The sequence below is a fragment of the Pseudomonas fluorescens genome (assembly GCF_000968015.1).
GTDB classification, from domain to species: domain Bacteria; phylum Pseudomonadota; class Gammaproteobacteria; order Pseudomonadales; family Pseudomonadaceae; genus Aquipseudomonas; species Aquipseudomonas fluorescens_W.
Window position 1 is genome coordinate 1 of sequence record NZ_LACH01000072.1, and the last position, 13486, is coordinate 13486.

The window sequence follows — 13486 nt, forward strand, 5'->3', positions numbered from 1 at the left end:
ATCGCAGCCTCGTTTCACTCGACAGCTCCTACGGGGATCAGGGATCGCGTTTATCTGTGAGCGAATTATTGGCCGGGGGAATCTGCACAGCAATTCAAAGTGTACTACCCAGTTAGTTTTGCGTGCGATTATCGAACACAATGGCCCTTGGCGAATTGACGATTTTTCGTCCACTGCGCAACATCGACTCCACATTGAGCCCGGTCACACACCTCGGTCTCGGTGACCAAAGACCCAGAACACCACATAAAAACAATCGGTGGCCTACATGACTCCTTCTCAAAGCTCTCCCGTGGAGCGTTCCTCCATGACTCCTGCCACTGGTGGCATCGGCGACAAGATCCGCGGCGCGATGGCGGTTGGCAAAACCCGTTGGGGCATGCTGGCGCTGGTGTTCTTCGCCACCACCCTGAACTACATTGACCGCGCCGCACTGGGCGTGATGCAGCCCATTCTTGCCAAGGAAATGAGCTGGACGGCGATGGACTACGCCAACATCAACTTCTGGTTCCAGGTCGGCTACGCCATCGGTTTCGTGCTGCAAGGCCGGTTGATCGATCGGGTCGGCGTCAAGCGCGTGTTCTTCTTCGCCGTGCTGCTCTGGAGCCTGGCGACCGGTGCCCATGGCCTGGCCACTTCGGCCGTCGGTTTCATGGTCTGCCGATTCATTCTGGGTCTGACGGAAGCCGCCAACTACCCGGCGTGCGTGAAGACCACCCGGTTGTGGTTCCCGGCCGGCGAACGCGCCGTGGCCACCGGCATCTTCAACGCTGGCACCAACGTCGGGGCGATGTTCACGCCTATGTTGTTGCCGCTGATCCTGCACGTCTGGGGCTGGCAAGCCGCGTTTCTGTGCATGTCGTCACTGGGCGGGATCTGGTTGCTGTTCTGGGGTTTGAAGTACTTCAACCCGGAAGATCACCCGAGCGTTAAACAATCGGAACTGGACTACATCCAGAAGGAAGTAGAGCCGGAACAATCCCGCGTACCGTTCTCGAAAATCCTGCGCATGCGTGGCACCTGGGCCTTCGCCCTGGCTTACGCGATCACCGCGCCGGTGTTCTGGTTCTACCTCTACTGGCTGCCGCCGTTCCTCAATCAGCAATACAACCTGGGGATCAACGTGACCCAGATGGGTATCCCGCTGATCATCATTTACCTCACTGCCGATTTCGGCAGCGTCGGCGGCGGGATCCTGTCCTCGTTCCTGATCGGCCGCGGCGTCAACCCGATCAAGGCGCGGCTAATGTCCATGTTCCTGTTCGCCTGCTGCATCGTCGGCGTGATCATGGCGGCGGGTTCGAGCAGTCTGTGGGTCGCGGTGTTCGCCATCTCCCTGGCCATCGGTGCGCACCAGGCCTGGACCGCGAACATCTGGAGCCTGGTGATGGACTACACGCCTAAACACATGATGAGTACGGTGTTCGGCTTCGGTGGCATGTGCGCGGCCATCGGCGGGATGTTCATGACCCAGTTGGTCGGCCACATTCTGACGATCACCAACAACAACTACACCGTGCTGTTCACCATGATTCCGGCGATGTACTTCATCGCGCTGATCTGGATGTACTTCATGGCGCCGCGCAAAATTCCTACCGTCACAGAGTAACTGTCTGACGCAATACCCCTGTGGGAGCGAGCCGGCTCGCTCCCACAGTTCGTTCACCGTTTTTATCGACGACTCTGCTGCCAGGCTGCCGCCAACCCGCTGCAGCAAATCACCGCGATCCCGACCACCGTGGTCAGGGTCGGCGTGTGAGAAAACAGCAACCAACCCAGCAAACCAGCAAAGACAATCTGGCAATAGCCGAACGGCGCCAACAACGCCGGGGCGGCGTGGCGGAAGGCTTGTGTCAGAAACAGGTGAGCCGTCATCCCGCAGGCGCCCAGCGCCACCATCATCAATCCATGGCCCAGGCTGGGGACTTGCCAGAAGAATGGCACCAGCGCGCTCATCACCAGGGTGTTGCACAGCCCGGCGAAGAAGTTGCTGGTGGTTGGGCTATCGATGTTGCTGAGCTTGCGGGTGAGCAACTGATAGAAGCAGAAAAACAGCGCCGAGCAGAGCGGTAGCAACACCGCCGGGGTAAAGAGTTCTCCGCCGGGATGGACGATGATCAGCACGCCGATGAACCCGCAAATCACCGCAATCCACTGGCCACGCGTGACGTGCTCGCGCAGCAGTGGCACCGACAGCGCAGTCACCAGAACCGGCGCAAGAAAGTTGACCGCCGTGGCTTCCGCCAAGGGGATGTACTGCAAGCCGGTGGTGAAAAACAGACTGGTGCCCAACAGGCACAACGCCCGCAACAGCTGAAGTAACGGCCGTTTGGTTCGTAGGACACCAAGCCCGGATTGCGGTAGAAAAATCCCGGCCATGAGTAAGGTGTGAACCACATAACGAGCCCACACCACCATGACGATCGGGTAGAAGCCCGAGAGGTATTTCGACAAGGCGTCGTGACTGGAAAACAGGAAGGTCGCAACGACGATCAGCAGAATCCCTTTGAAGGGTTGGTTTACACCGGAGAGCGGAGTGCTGACAGTCATTCGGTATCCCTTTTGTTTTGCATCAACTAGTTAAAAGCATCCCTTACAGCCGCGCTAACAACTCATGGGTTTTACTCAACGCCATCCGCGCCCGCTGCAACCCGCTCACGCCCTGCTCAAGCAACTGCACGGTGGGGATCTCCAGGCTCAACGGAATATCGGCCGGTAAATGCTGCAACAACCCCGCCAGATCACAATCGCCATCGCCCGGAAAACGCCGCTCGTTACGGGCCTGGCGCAGAGTTTCCGCCATGTCCGTCGGCCGTGGCCCGGCAACGTCGCACAGCTGGGCATACCGTAACCGTGACGGGGCAACTCTGGCCAGAGCTTCCAGCCGTGAAGCCGAACGGTCGAAGTGAAACGCGTCCACCAACACCGCGCCGTTTTCACGCCCCGCGTTTTCGACGATGCGCACCGCCTGTTCGAGATTGCGCGCATCGGTCCACGGCATGAATTCCAAATGCGGATGAAGCCCGTAAGGTGCCGCCAGATCACACAGCCGAGCGAAGTTGTCGGTGAGCCGCTGTTCGTCAGAATCGTTACCGGCCACCAGCAATTCACTGGCACCAAATTCGGCACCGACAGCCAGCATCTTCTCGAAATCGGCGACGACGGTTTCTGGTTTAAGACGCAGGATCTCGACATCCAACACACGAATGCCGGTCTCGCGCAGTCGCGCCAACGTCCTGCGCCGTAACCCGACATCGGCGACCAGCGCAAAGTGGTGTTCTTCAGGCGTCGCAGGCTCCAACCGTAATCCGACATGACTGTAACCAGCCTGTGCTGCCACTTCGACCATCTCCGGTGGTGACAATTCCAGCACCGTCAGGCTGGCCAGGGAAAAGATCCGATCGTTCATGGTCATTCCTCGATCAAGGTCGGTGCGCAGGCACGGCCGGTTTCGGCGGCCTCGCGTATCGCTTCGATCAGCGCCAACGTGCGGGCGGCGTCGGCGACGCTCACCAACGGCTCGACTTCGCGACGCGCCACGCGCACGAAATGCTGCAACTGCAAACGCAGCGCTTCATCGGCGCTGAAGCTTTCCTGCACCGCCAGCAACGGTTGATGCCATCCCCCATCGGTGTCGGCGTAGTGCCAACGCTTGAGTTGCGGAATGCTCAACGCACCGCCGGTCCCGGCCAGCAGATAGCACGGCTGATCGGCCTGACGTGGGTACACCGGGTTCTCGCCGGAATCCAGCTCCCAGCTCCAGGGCGCCGCGACCGCATCGGAACCGGTCAGGCTACCCAGCGCGCCGCTGTCGAATTGCAGCAACACCGCCGCGCAATCTTCGTTGGCAAACCCGCGCACCGCATTGCTGGTGATCGCCTGAACCTGCCGCACTTCTCCGCACAAGTGCCGGAGCAGATCGAGGTCGTGAATCAGGTTGGTCAGCAACATTCCCGCGCCGGATTCGCGGCGCCAGGACGTCTCGAAATAGCTGTCGGGTTTGCGCAGTTGCCAGAGCGCCGTCACTGTCGTCAGCCGGCCCAGTGCGCCGCTTTGCACCAGTTCATGGGCGCGGACGATCAACGGATTGTGCCGGCGATGATGACCGACCAGCACAGGAACGCCGGTGGCTTTCGAAGCGGCGACCAGCTCGCGGACTTCATCCAGGTGCACGCCCACCGGTTTTTCCAGCAGGACCGGCACGCCGACAGCGAGGCAATCGAGTGCGGTGCTGACGTGCAGCGTATTCGGGTTGGCGACGATCACCGCGTCTGGCTTGACCTGCTCCAACATCTGATGGTGATCAGCGAAATACGCCACACCCCACTCGGCCGCCAGGCCCGCTGCTTGCGGACCCGGATCGGCCACTGCGCACAAGGCCGCTTCCGTCAGGGATTGCAGATGCCGGTAATGCTGTTGGCCCATATTGCCAGCCCCGATCAGGGCAATACGCAGGGGTGAAGTCATCGTGCGGTCCTCTTGTAATCATTGTTGGAAGGGCGAACTCCAATAATTTAGAACCTGGTTCCAGATTCTTACACAAGCAAACCGAAAAAGTGTGCGATCAACGCACAAGATCAAAAGATCGCAGCCTTCGGCAGCTCCGACGCAAACGGTGTAGGAGCTGCCGAAGGCTGCGATCTTTTAGACCGTCATGTGAACAACTCAGAAGCCAGGCTCGCCGCCGACAGCTCCTCGGTAAACTTCAACAACAACGGCGCCAATTCATGCAATCGCGCCCCCGGCATCCGCGCGCTGGGCCCGGCGATGCTCAGCACACCGATGACTCGACCATCACTCGGATGTCGCACCACCGCAGCAATCGCCGAGGTGCCCACCGCCGAACTCTCCTCGACCCAGGCATACCCCTGCTCCCGCGCCATACGCAGGCGCTCCAGCAGTTCGATGTTGGAACGTGGTGCATTCGGCCCAAGGTCCTTTGGCCGCTCGCCACCCTGCCGTTCGACCAGGGACAGCGCCTCGGCATCGCTCATACACGCCAGCCATGCATGCCCCGACGCCGTATAAAACAAAGGCGCATCGCGGCCCATGTCCGGGTCGTAGCGCAGGCCGGAACGGGCGCCCTGGGATTTGGCGATCCAGATCTGCCGCTCACCTTCAATCACCCCAAGCCGCACCAGCTCGCCAGTTTCCTGGGCGAGGCGGTCAAGCACCGGCTGCACAATATCGGCGCCGCTGCCCGACAGGTAACGGAAACCCATGGCCACCAGTTTGGTCGACAGGTGATACCGCAGGCTCTCTGGATTCTGTAGCACGTAACCAAGCCGAATCAGCTCGGCGAGCAACCGGTGGGTCGCGCTTTTGGGAATATCCAGTTGCTCCGCCAGCGTCTGCATCGGCAGGCCCCGAGGGTCACTGGTGAGGCTTTCAAGCACGCTGAAAACACGTTCGATCTGACTGCCGGCCATGGGAGGTTCCACACAAAATTTGTCCGATTCTAGAAGACAACCGACCGAATGCGAAATCTGGAACCCACTGTCCGATAACCGCCCGCTTTACCTGGCGAAAGGTTGCCGAGCTCGATTGCGCTCCTATATTTTCTGGAATCAAATTCTAAAAAATACAAACCGCTGGAGCTTCAGACGATGCCTGCCGATTCAAAAAATCTCCCGGATATCGATTGCGACGTGCTCATCGTCGGCTCCGGTGCGGCCGGACTATCGACTGCAGTGACCGCGGCGTGGCACGGCCTAAAAGTCATCGTGGTCGAAAAAGATCCGGTGTTCGGCGGCGCCACGGCGTGGTCCGGTGGTTGGGCGTGGGTTCCTTGCAATCCTCTGGCTCGACGCGCCGGGATCGTCGAAGACGTCGAGCAACCGCGCACTTACCTGGAACACGAATTGGGCGAGCATTACGAGCCGGCCATGATCGATGCTTTCCTCGAAGCCGGTCCGCGGATGGTGGCGTTCTTTGAGCAGCACACCTCGCTGCAGTTTGCCGACGGCAACGCCATTGCCGATATTCATGGCGATACACCGGGCGCCGGCACGGGAGGACGCTCGGTCATCGCGGCACCTTACGATGGGCGAAAAGTCGGCAAGCTGCTTAAGCGTCTTCGCAAGACTATGCGGGAAACTTCGTTCATGGGCATGCCAATCATGGCAGGCGCGGACCTCTCGGCATTTCTCAATCTGACGCGCTCGCTGTCGGCGGCCTGGCACGTGACCCGGCGCTTTTCGCGGCACCTGCTCGATCTCGCGGTTCATGGTCGGGCGATGCAACTGGTCAACGGTGTCGCGCTGGTGGCTCGGTTGGCAAAATCCGCCGAAGACCTCGGCGTATTGCTCTGGGAGTCGGCACCCGTTACCGAGTTGCTGCGCGATGGCGATCAGGTTCGAGGCGCCGTAGTCAGCACTGCCAAAGGCAAAATCCGCATCCATGCTCGCAAGGCTGTCGTGCTCGCGGCCGGCGGTTTCGCCAATGACATCGAGCGGCGCAAGGCATTGTTTCCCCGTACGCCAACCGGGCACGAACACCTGGCACTGCCACCCCTCGGCGTCTGCGGCGATGGCTTGCGACTGGGTGAAAGCGCTGGCGCCCGAGTCATCACCGACATGGCCTCCCCCGTGGCCTGGGCACCGGTTTCGCAAGTGCCACACGAGGACGGCAGCACCGGCCACTTCCCGCACATCATTGAGCGCGGCAAACCGGGGGTGATTGGCGTGTTGAGCAACGGCCAGCGTTTCGTCAACGAAGCCAACGGCTACTACGACTATGTGACGGCCATGGTCGCCGCCGCTCCGAAGGGCGAAGCAGTCGTCTCCTGGCTGGTCTGCACGCATGGCTTTCAGCGGCGCTATGGCTTGGGTATCTCTCGGCCCTTTCCGCTGCCGCTGTCATCCTTTATCCGCAGCGGCTATCTGAAAACCGGCAACACCCTTGAGGAATTGGCCCACGCCTGCGGCATCGACCCGAATGGTTTGCGCAGCACTGTGTCCGAATACAACCGGCACGCGCGCAATGGTGAAGACCCGCTGTTCGGGCGCGGTTCGACGCCTTACAACCGCAAACAAGGTGATGCGTTGCAGCAACCCAACCCTTGCGTCGCACCGATCGAACAAGGCCCGTTCTATGCCGTGAAGGTCCAGCCCGGCTGCTTCGGCACCTTCGCCGGCCTCAAGGTCAATGAACACGCCCAGGTGCTCGGCGAATCGGGCAAGGCCATCGCCGGGCTGTACGCAGCGGGTGGTGACATGGCCAGCATCATGGGCGGGCACTACCCCGCCGGCGGCATCAATCTGGGGCCGGCGCTGACCTTCGGCTACATCGCCGCGCGACATATCGCAGGTATTACCGTTTACGAACAGGAGATCGACTATGCAGCGCATCGTTAACGCACAGGGTTTGAACATGCCCAAACTCGGCCTCGGCACCTGGCCGATGCTCGGCGAGGAATGCACTCGCGCCGTGGAACAGGCCTTGGCATTGGGTTATCGGCACATCGACACCGCTGCGGCTTACAACAATGAAGACGCCGTCGGCCAGGCGCTGGTGAACAGTCCTACCCCTCGCGATCACATCCACGTCACCACCAAAGTCTGGTGGGATCAGCTTCAACCCGATGCCATGCGCCATTCCCTGGACCGCAGCCTCAAGGCCTTGCGCAGCGATTACGTTGACCTGCTTATGATCCACTGGCCGACCATCGACTGGGACCTGTCGCGCACGATCGAGACCCTGGTGTCGTTCAAGGAACAAGGACTGGCGCGCAACATTGGTGTGGCGAATTTTCCACTGCCGTTGTTGCGCAAAGTCGTCGAGGAACTGGGGGCGCCGCTGTCAGCCATCCAGGTCGAATACCACGTACTGCTCGGACAAAACGCTCTGCTGGACTACGCCCGTCAACATGATCTGGCGCTGACGGCCTACACGCCACTGGCCCGCAACAAGGTCTCGGACATCCCGCAAATCCAGCAAATCGCTACCAAACACGGAGTCCTGCCAACGCAAGTGGCACTCAAGTGGCTGCTTGATCAACCGAACGTGGCCGCCATTCCAAAAGCCAGCAGCCAGGCCAATCAACTGGCCAACCTGGCAGCGCTCGAGGTAAATCTGGATGACGAAGACCGAACGTTGATCGCCGGTTTGTCCAAACGCGAACGCCAGGTCAATCCAGACTTTGCGCCAGTGTGGGATGCGTTCGACCGTTAATCTCGCCGACGCAGGCGGTCGCCTGCTCGATAAAAACCCGTCGCCTGAAGGAATTAGATGGGTTGTCCGTGTTCAATACGAGTCTGGAAGACTCCCGGCCACCCACCACAGGTTGCCGGGAAGGCTGCTGTGCGCAACAAAAGATGGACGACCGGACTGGCGCCGCTCCCACTCAGCAGCAACACTCATCCCCACGGACAATCAGAGGATTCCCACATGCTATGGAAAAAAGGCCGACGCAGCGACAACGTGGTCGATGCACGTGGTGATGATGTCGGCGGTGGCGGTGGCGGGATGCGCTTCGGTGGCGGCAAGGGGCTGAGCCTGACGGCGATTATCTTGATCGTCGGGATTGGCTGGATCACCGGCCAGGACCCGATGCAAATCCTCGGGCAACTGACCGGGCAGATGAGCGAGCAATCGGCACCGGCCCCGACTCAAACCCGCAAGGCGCCGCCGGCCAATGATGAAGGCGCCGAGTTCGTGCGTTCGATCCTCGGCGATACCGAAGACACCTGGGGCCAGATTTTCCAGCAGGCCGGTCGTCAATATAAAAACCCGACCCTGGTGCTGTTCAGCAACCGCGTCAACTCGGCCTGTGGCCTGGCGACATCCGCGACCGGCCCGTTCTATTGCCCGGCGGACCAGAAGGTCTACCTGGACATGAGTTTCTTCCAGGAAATGTCCCAACGTTTTGCTGCCGCTGGCGACTTCGCTCAGGCCTACGTGATCGCTCACGAAATCGGACACCATGTGCAGACCTTGCTCGGTGTTTCCGCGAAAATTCAGACCGCCCGCCAACAGGGCCGGCAGATGGAAGGCGACGGCGGTTTGCTGGTACGCCAGGAACTACAAGCCGATTGCCTGGCCGGCGTCTGGGCCAACAATGCGCAGAAACGGCTGAACTGGCTGGAACCCGGTGACATCGAAGAAGCCTTGAACGCCGCCAACGCCATCGGCGATGACCGCTTGCAACAGCAAGGTCAGGGTCGTGTGGTGCCGGACTCGTTTACTCATGGTACGTCGGCGCAAAGGGTGCGCTGGTTCAAAACCGGATTCGCGCAAGGCCAGGTCGGCCAGTGCGATACCTTTGCAGCGAAAAACCTATAAATGAATAAGTGGCTGTTAGCTCTACTGATCACCTGCGCAAGCGCCCAGGCTGCCGAGCATGCGGTCAAGGACGTCAGCCCCGGACGCCTGTTGCTGACTTCAGGTGAAATCGCGGTGGGCATCGGCCCGGCGCCGAAGAAAATCGAACGCGTGCTGATCATCATCCATGGTCGATTGCGCAATGCCGACACCTATCGCCAGAGCGCCGTGCGCGCAGCCGAACAGGCCGGGCAAAGCGCGAGTACCTTGGTGATCGCACCGCAATTTCTCAATGAAACCGACGTCACGGCCCATACCGTGGCTGACAGCGTATTGCGCTGGCAGGGCAATGACTGGATGGCGGGCGGTTTATCCACCGCTCCACTTTCCATGAGCTCCTACGCGGCGCTAGACGAAATCATCGCCCGAATCGGCGACCGGAAGCAGTTTCCGGACGTGAAGCAGATTGTCATTGCCGGTCACTCCGGCGGCGCTCAGGTGGTGCAGCGATACGCGTTGCTGGGCCACGATCAGCCAGCGCTCAAGGCGGCCGACATACAGGTGCGTTACGTCATTGCCAACCCGTCGTCTTATGCGTACTTCGATGAACGACGGCCAGTAGCGTTCAGCCACGCCGGTTGCCCGAATTTCAATCGCTGGAAGTACGGACTGACGGATTTACCCGCCTATGCCAAAGGGCAAAACGCCAAGCAGCTGGAGGAAAACTACGTCCAACGCGATATCGTTTACCTACTCGGGCAGCAGGACAGCGACCCGAAGCAGCCGGCGCTGGATAAAAGCTGTGAGGCCCAAGCTCAAGGAGCCAATCGATTGGCTCGCGGGCGCAATTATTTTGCTTATCTGAAGCGGCTGCATCCTCAAGGATTGAGTCAGCAACTGATTGAAGTGCCCGGGGTCGGGCATGACGGGGATGGGATGTTCAATTCGCCGCAGGGGCAGAAGGCGTTGTTTCAATAAAAACAAAAAGATCGCAGCCTTCGGCAGCTCCTACAGATGTACACGATTCCACTGTAGGAGTTGCCGAAGGCTGCGATCTTTTGATTTTGAATCTCAAGCCGACAACATTTCCCGCAACGCCACGCAATCGGCGGCATGCCAATCCGTCAATTCCGGCCACGGATTATCCGGCAGGTTCACCAACACCGTCCGCGCTCCTGCCGCCCGACCGCAATCCAGATCAAAGCGGTAGTCACCAACCATCACCATCTCACTGGCCGGTACATTCCAGGCCTGGGCCAACTTCAGCAAACCACCGGGATGCGGTTTTGGCGGTGCTTCATCACGGCCCAGCACATCCTCCACCGCGAAGCAGTCAGCCAGGCCGATCGCCTCCAGCGTGACATGCGCCAGTTCGCGCGCATTGCGCGTGAGAATGCCCAGGCGATAACCGCGCCCGGCCAGCTCACGCACCAGCTCTACCGCACCCGGTGCCGCTTTCGAACCAAGCGCCAGGTCCCGTTCGTGTTCCAGCAGCCACGCATGTTTGGCTGCGGCTTCATCGGCCGGCAGCGCGGCGAGGTGGGTCAGGATGTCGTCTTCGGCAGGAATCGCCAACGCAACGCGGATCGCCGCGAAGTCATGCACGGCCACCGTCAGGGTGCCGTCCATGTCGAACACCCAGTGCCGCACCTCGGCCAGGCTCATGCCCAATCCTTGCGGTGGCGAATCAGGCCTTCCTGCGTGACCGACGCCACCAGTTGCCCGGCACGATTGAACACGCTGCCACGGCAGAAACCGCGCGAGTTGCCCGCCCAAGGACTGTCCATCGCATACAGCAACCAATCATCGGCACGTAGATCCTGATGGAACCACAGTGCGTGATCGAGGCTGGCGACCTGCATGTCTTTCTGCCAGACCGATTTGCCATGGGGCTGCATCGAGGTGGTCAACAGACCGAAATCCGAGGCGTAGGCCAGCAGGTATTTATGCAGCGCCGGCGAATCGGCCAAGGCACCGTCAGCGCGAAACCATACGTACTTGATCGGATCGGACGGTTGCGGGTTGTAGGGATCTTTCTCGGTGATCGGTCGGAACTCGATCGGTTTGGGGCACAGAAATTTTTCGCGCATGTGCTCGGGAATCAGGTGCGCACGCTGCTGAGTCAGTTCCAGCTCTGACGGCAGGTTTTCCGGGCCGACCACAATCGGCATCTCGGCCTGGTGCTGGAAGCCTTCTTCATCGTACTGGAACGACGCACTGCAAGTGAAAATCGGGTTGCCCTTCTGGATCGCCGTCACCCGGCGCGTGCTGAAACTGCCACCGTCGCGTACCCGATCAACCTGATAAACCACAGGCAACGCGGAATCGCCCGGACGCAGGAAATAGCCGTGCATCGAATGCACATGGCGCGCTTCTTCGACCGTCTGACTGGCCGCCGACAGGGACTGACCGATTACCTGACCACCGAACAGCTGACGAAAACCCAGGTCCTGGCTGCGGCCACGGAACAGGTTTTCTTCAATTGGTTCCAGGGTCAGCAGGTCAACCAGATCATCCAACACTTGGCTCATTCAGACTCTCCTCACACAACGCATGCCGCGCAGTCTTGGCTGCGACGGTCGATTCAATTTCTGGCCAGGGCCCATGGGAGCCATTGTAAACGTCCGTGCCGGCTTATCCATGCAAGGTTTGCAGCCATTGTTCACGGGTGATGCGGTACAGCGCATGGTGACGCAGGGGATGATCGGCCGCGAGCATCGGGTGGTTGAAATCATCGGCTGAATCATGGTGCATGCCGATGGCCTGCATGACTTTCTGCGACGGCGTGTTGGTTGCGGTGGTGAAGGACACGACTTCTTTCAGCGCCAACCGGTCAAACCCGCAGCGCAGAGCGGTCCACGCCGCTTCACTGGCGTAGCCAAGGCCCCAGTGCTCGCGGGCCAGGCGCCAGCCGATTTCGGTGGCGGGAGTAAAACGCGCGTCGAAACCGACCACGGCGAGCCCGGTAAAACCGATAAATGCCCCGGTGTCCTTGCGTTCCAACGCCCAGAGACCGAAGCCATGTTCGGCAAAATGGCCACGAATCCGCCCGATCAGCGAGGCACTTTCCAGACGACTCAAGGGCGCCGGAAAATATCGCATCACCTGTGGATCGGCGCACATCGCCGCAAACTCCGGCAAATCCTCATCGCGCCACTGCCGCAACAGCAATCGCGCGCTCTCGAGTTCCAGTATCGGTTCCATCGTGCCCCCCGTTCCCATGCCACAAGTCTACATCGCTGGTAGGATCCTTCACTCATTCCTACCGACCGTCCTGTATAAATCAGCCATGCCCCTGCCCCTGATCTACCACGAAGACTACAGTCCCGAGTTCCCGGCGGATCACCGTTTCCCCATGGACAAGTTTCGCCTGCTGCGCGATCACCTGGTGGACAGCGGACTGACCCGGGACGCTGACCTGCTGCGCCCCGACCTCTGCCCGCCAGAGATTCTCGCGCTCGCACATGACCCTGCGTATATCGAACGCTACATGGGCGGCGAGTTGTCCCGCGAAGACCAGCGGCGCCTCGGCCTGCCATGGAGCGAAGCCCTGGCCCGGCGCACGGTGCGTGCGGTCGGCGGCTCGCTGCTGGCGGCCGAGCAAGCGCTGGAACATGGTTTGGCCTGTCACTTGGCCGGCGGCACCCATCACGCGCATTACGACCATCCTGCCGGGTTCTGCATCTTCAATGACCTGGCGGTGATCAGCCATTTCCTGCTGGAAAGCGGCCGTGTAAATCGGGTGCTGATCTTCGACTGTGATGTGCATCAGGGCGACGGGACCGCGCGGATTCTGCACAACACCCCGGAAGCGGTGACCGTTTCCCTCCACTGCGAGAAGAACTTTCCTGCACGCAAAGCCGATAGTGACTGGGACATTCCACTGCCCAAGGGTATGGGCGATGCTGACTACCTGAAGGTGGTGGACGACGCGCTCAACTATTTGCTTCCGCTCTACCAACCTGACCTGGTGTTGTACGACGCCGGTGTCGATGTGCATAAAGATGACGCGCTCGGCTACCTGAAGCTGACAGACGAAGGCGTCGCCGCCAGGGATGAAAGTGTGATGCGTCATTGCCTGGGCCGGGATATTCCAGTGGTTGGCGTGATCGGCGGCGGCTACAGCAAGGACCGCAAGGCGTTGGCGCGCCGTCATGGAATCCTGCATCACAGTGCGCAACGGGTCTGGCAGTCATCAGGTTGTCATTGAGGTGTGGGTCTTTAC

13 protein-coding genes are annotated in these 13486 nt (G+C 60.3%); 6 read left to right on the forward strand and 7 right to left on the reverse strand.

The window, feature by feature from the left end; all coding sequences use genetic code 11:
• The first annotated feature begins 307 nt into the window (after nucleotides 1-307).
• Nucleotides 308-1609: an MFS transporter gene (locus VD17_RS27385; RefSeq protein ID WP_259674599.1), complete on the forward strand. Its 1302-nt coding sequence runs from the start codon at nucleotides 308-310 to the stop codon at nucleotides 1607-1609.
• 62 nt (nucleotides 1610-1671) lie between these two features.
• Here the strand turns inward: VD17_RS27385 and VD17_RS27390 are convergent, their stop codons facing one another.
• From VD17_RS27390 to VD17_RS27405, 4 genes are all read right to left on the reverse strand, one after another.
• Nucleotides 1672-2550 carry a DMT family transporter gene (locus VD17_RS27390; protein WP_033054230.1) on the reverse strand — a complete coding sequence of 293 codons (879 nt, stop codon included), beginning with the start codon at nucleotides 2548-2550 and terminating at the stop codon, nucleotides 1672-1674.
• A gap of 43 nt (nucleotides 2551-2593) precedes the next feature.
• Nucleotides 2594-3409: a sugar phosphate isomerase/epimerase family protein gene (locus VD17_RS27395; protein WP_046056562.1), complete on the reverse strand. Its 816-nt coding sequence runs from the start codon at nucleotides 3407-3409 to the stop codon at nucleotides 2594-2596.
• 2 nt (nucleotides 3410-3411) lie between these two features.
• Nucleotides 3412-4467, reverse strand: a complete 1056-nt coding sequence (locus VD17_RS27400) for a Gfo/Idh/MocA family protein (RefSeq protein WP_046056563.1) — start codon at nucleotides 4465-4467, stop codon at nucleotides 3412-3414.
• Between the two features lie 185 nt (nucleotides 4468-4652).
• On the reverse strand, nucleotides 4653-5429 hold the full coding sequence (locus tag VD17_RS27405) for an IclR family transcriptional regulator (protein ID WP_046056564.1): 777 nt from the start codon (nucleotides 5427-5429) through the stop codon (nucleotides 4653-4655).
• Nucleotides 5430-5606: 177 nt separating this feature from the next.
• On the opposite strand from VD17_RS27405, the gene VD17_RS27410 reads away from it, so the two are divergent.
• From VD17_RS27410 to VD17_RS27425, 4 genes are all read left to right on the forward strand, one after another.
• Nucleotides 5607-7355 carry an FAD-dependent oxidoreductase gene (locus tag VD17_RS27410; RefSeq protein ID WP_046056565.1) on the forward strand — a complete coding sequence of 583 codons (1749 nt, stop codon included), beginning with the start codon at nucleotides 5607-5609 and terminating at the stop codon, nucleotides 7353-7355.
• Nucleotides 7339-8172 carry an aldo/keto reductase gene (locus VD17_RS27415; RefSeq protein WP_046056566.1) on the forward strand — a complete coding sequence of 278 codons (834 nt, stop codon included), beginning with the start codon at nucleotides 7339-7341 and terminating at the stop codon, nucleotides 8170-8172. The genes VD17_RS27410 and VD17_RS27415 overlap by 17 nt, the downstream gene beginning before the upstream one ends.
• Before the next feature lie 216 nt (nucleotides 8173-8388).
• Nucleotides 8389-9282 carry a KPN_02809 family neutral zinc metallopeptidase gene (gene ypfJ / locus VD17_RS27420; protein WP_046056567.1) on the forward strand — a complete coding sequence of 298 codons (894 nt, stop codon included), beginning with the start codon at nucleotides 8389-8391 and terminating at the stop codon, nucleotides 9280-9282.
• Nucleotides 9283-10239 (forward strand): alpha/beta fold hydrolase, encoded by a 957-nt coding sequence (locus VD17_RS27425; RefSeq protein WP_046056568.1) that lies wholly within the window; start codon nucleotides 9283-9285, stop codon nucleotides 10237-10239. It begins immediately after the preceding gene.
• A 93-nt stretch (nucleotides 10240-10332) separates the two neighbouring features.
• On the opposite strand, the gene VD17_RS27430 is transcribed toward VD17_RS27425, so the two are convergent.
• From VD17_RS27430 to VD17_RS27440, 3 genes are all read right to left on the reverse strand, one after another.
• Nucleotides 10333-10926 (reverse strand): HAD family hydrolase, encoded by a 594-nt coding sequence (locus VD17_RS27430; protein ID WP_046056569.1) that lies wholly within the window; start codon nucleotides 10924-10926, stop codon nucleotides 10333-10335.
• On the reverse strand, nucleotides 10923-11792 hold the full coding sequence (gene tesB / locus VD17_RS27435) for an acyl-CoA thioesterase II (RefSeq protein ID WP_046056570.1): 870 nt from the start codon (nucleotides 11790-11792) through the stop codon (nucleotides 10923-10925). The genes VD17_RS27430 and tesB overlap by 4 nt, the downstream gene beginning before the upstream one ends.
• Nucleotides 11793-11895: 103 nt before the next feature.
• A complete protein-coding gene (locus VD17_RS27440; protein WP_046056571.1) occupies nucleotides 11896-12465 on the reverse strand; it encodes a GNAT family N-acetyltransferase in 570 nt (189 codons plus the stop codon).
• An 85-nt stretch (nucleotides 12466-12550) separates the two neighbouring features.
• On the opposite strand from VD17_RS27440, the gene VD17_RS27445 reads away from it, so the two are divergent.
• Nucleotides 12551-13471: a histone deacetylase family protein gene (locus VD17_RS27445; RefSeq protein WP_046056572.1), complete on the forward strand. Its 921-nt coding sequence runs from the start codon at nucleotides 12551-12553 to the stop codon at nucleotides 13469-13471.
• Nucleotides 13472-13486 lie beyond the last annotated feature (15 nt).

Coding starts and splice junctions, on each gene's coding strand:
- VD17_RS27425 (WP_046056568.1), top strand. CDS start 9,283: ATGAATAAGTGGCTGTTAGCTCTACTGATCACCTGCGCAAGCGCCCAG.
- VD17_RS27405 (WP_046056564.1), bottom strand. CDS start 5,429: ATGGCCGGCAGTCAGATCGAACGTGTTTTCAGCGTGCTTGAAAGCCTC.
- VD17_RS27395 (WP_046056562.1), bottom strand. CDS start 3,409: ATGAACGATCGGATCTTTTCCCTGGCCAGCCTGACGGTGCTGGAATTG.
- VD17_RS27385 (WP_259674599.1), top strand. CDS start 308: ATGACTCCTGCCACTGGTGGCATCGGCGACAAGATCCGCGGCGCGATG.
- ypfJ (WP_046056567.1), top strand. CDS start 8,389: ATGCTATGGAAAAAAGGCCGACGCAGCGACAACGTGGTCGATGCACGT.
- VD17_RS27440 (WP_046056571.1), bottom strand. CDS start 12,465: ATGGAACCGATACTGGAACTCGAGAGCGCGCGATTGCTGTTGCGGCAG.
- VD17_RS27445 (WP_046056572.1), top strand. CDS start 12,551: ATGCCCCTGCCCCTGATCTACCACGAAGACTACAGTCCCGAGTTCCCG.
- tesB (WP_046056570.1), bottom strand. CDS start 11,792: ATGAGCCAAGTGTTGGATGATCTGGTTGACCTGCTGACCCTGGAACCA.
- VD17_RS27390 (WP_033054230.1), bottom strand. CDS start 2,550: ATGACTGTCAGCACTCCGCTCTCCGGTGTAAACCAACCCTTCAAAGGG.
- VD17_RS27415 (WP_046056566.1), top strand. CDS start 7,339: ATGCAGCGCATCGTTAACGCACAGGGTTTGAACATGCCCAAACTCGGC.
- VD17_RS27430 (WP_046056569.1), bottom strand. CDS start 10,926: ATGAGCCTGGCCGAGGTGCGGCACTGGGTGTTCGACATGGACGGCACC.
- VD17_RS27410 (WP_046056565.1), top strand. CDS start 5,607: ATGCCTGCCGATTCAAAAAATCTCCCGGATATCGATTGCGACGTGCTC.
- VD17_RS27400 (WP_046056563.1), bottom strand. CDS start 4,467: ATGACTTCACCCCTGCGTATTGCCCTGATCGGGGCTGGCAATATGGGC.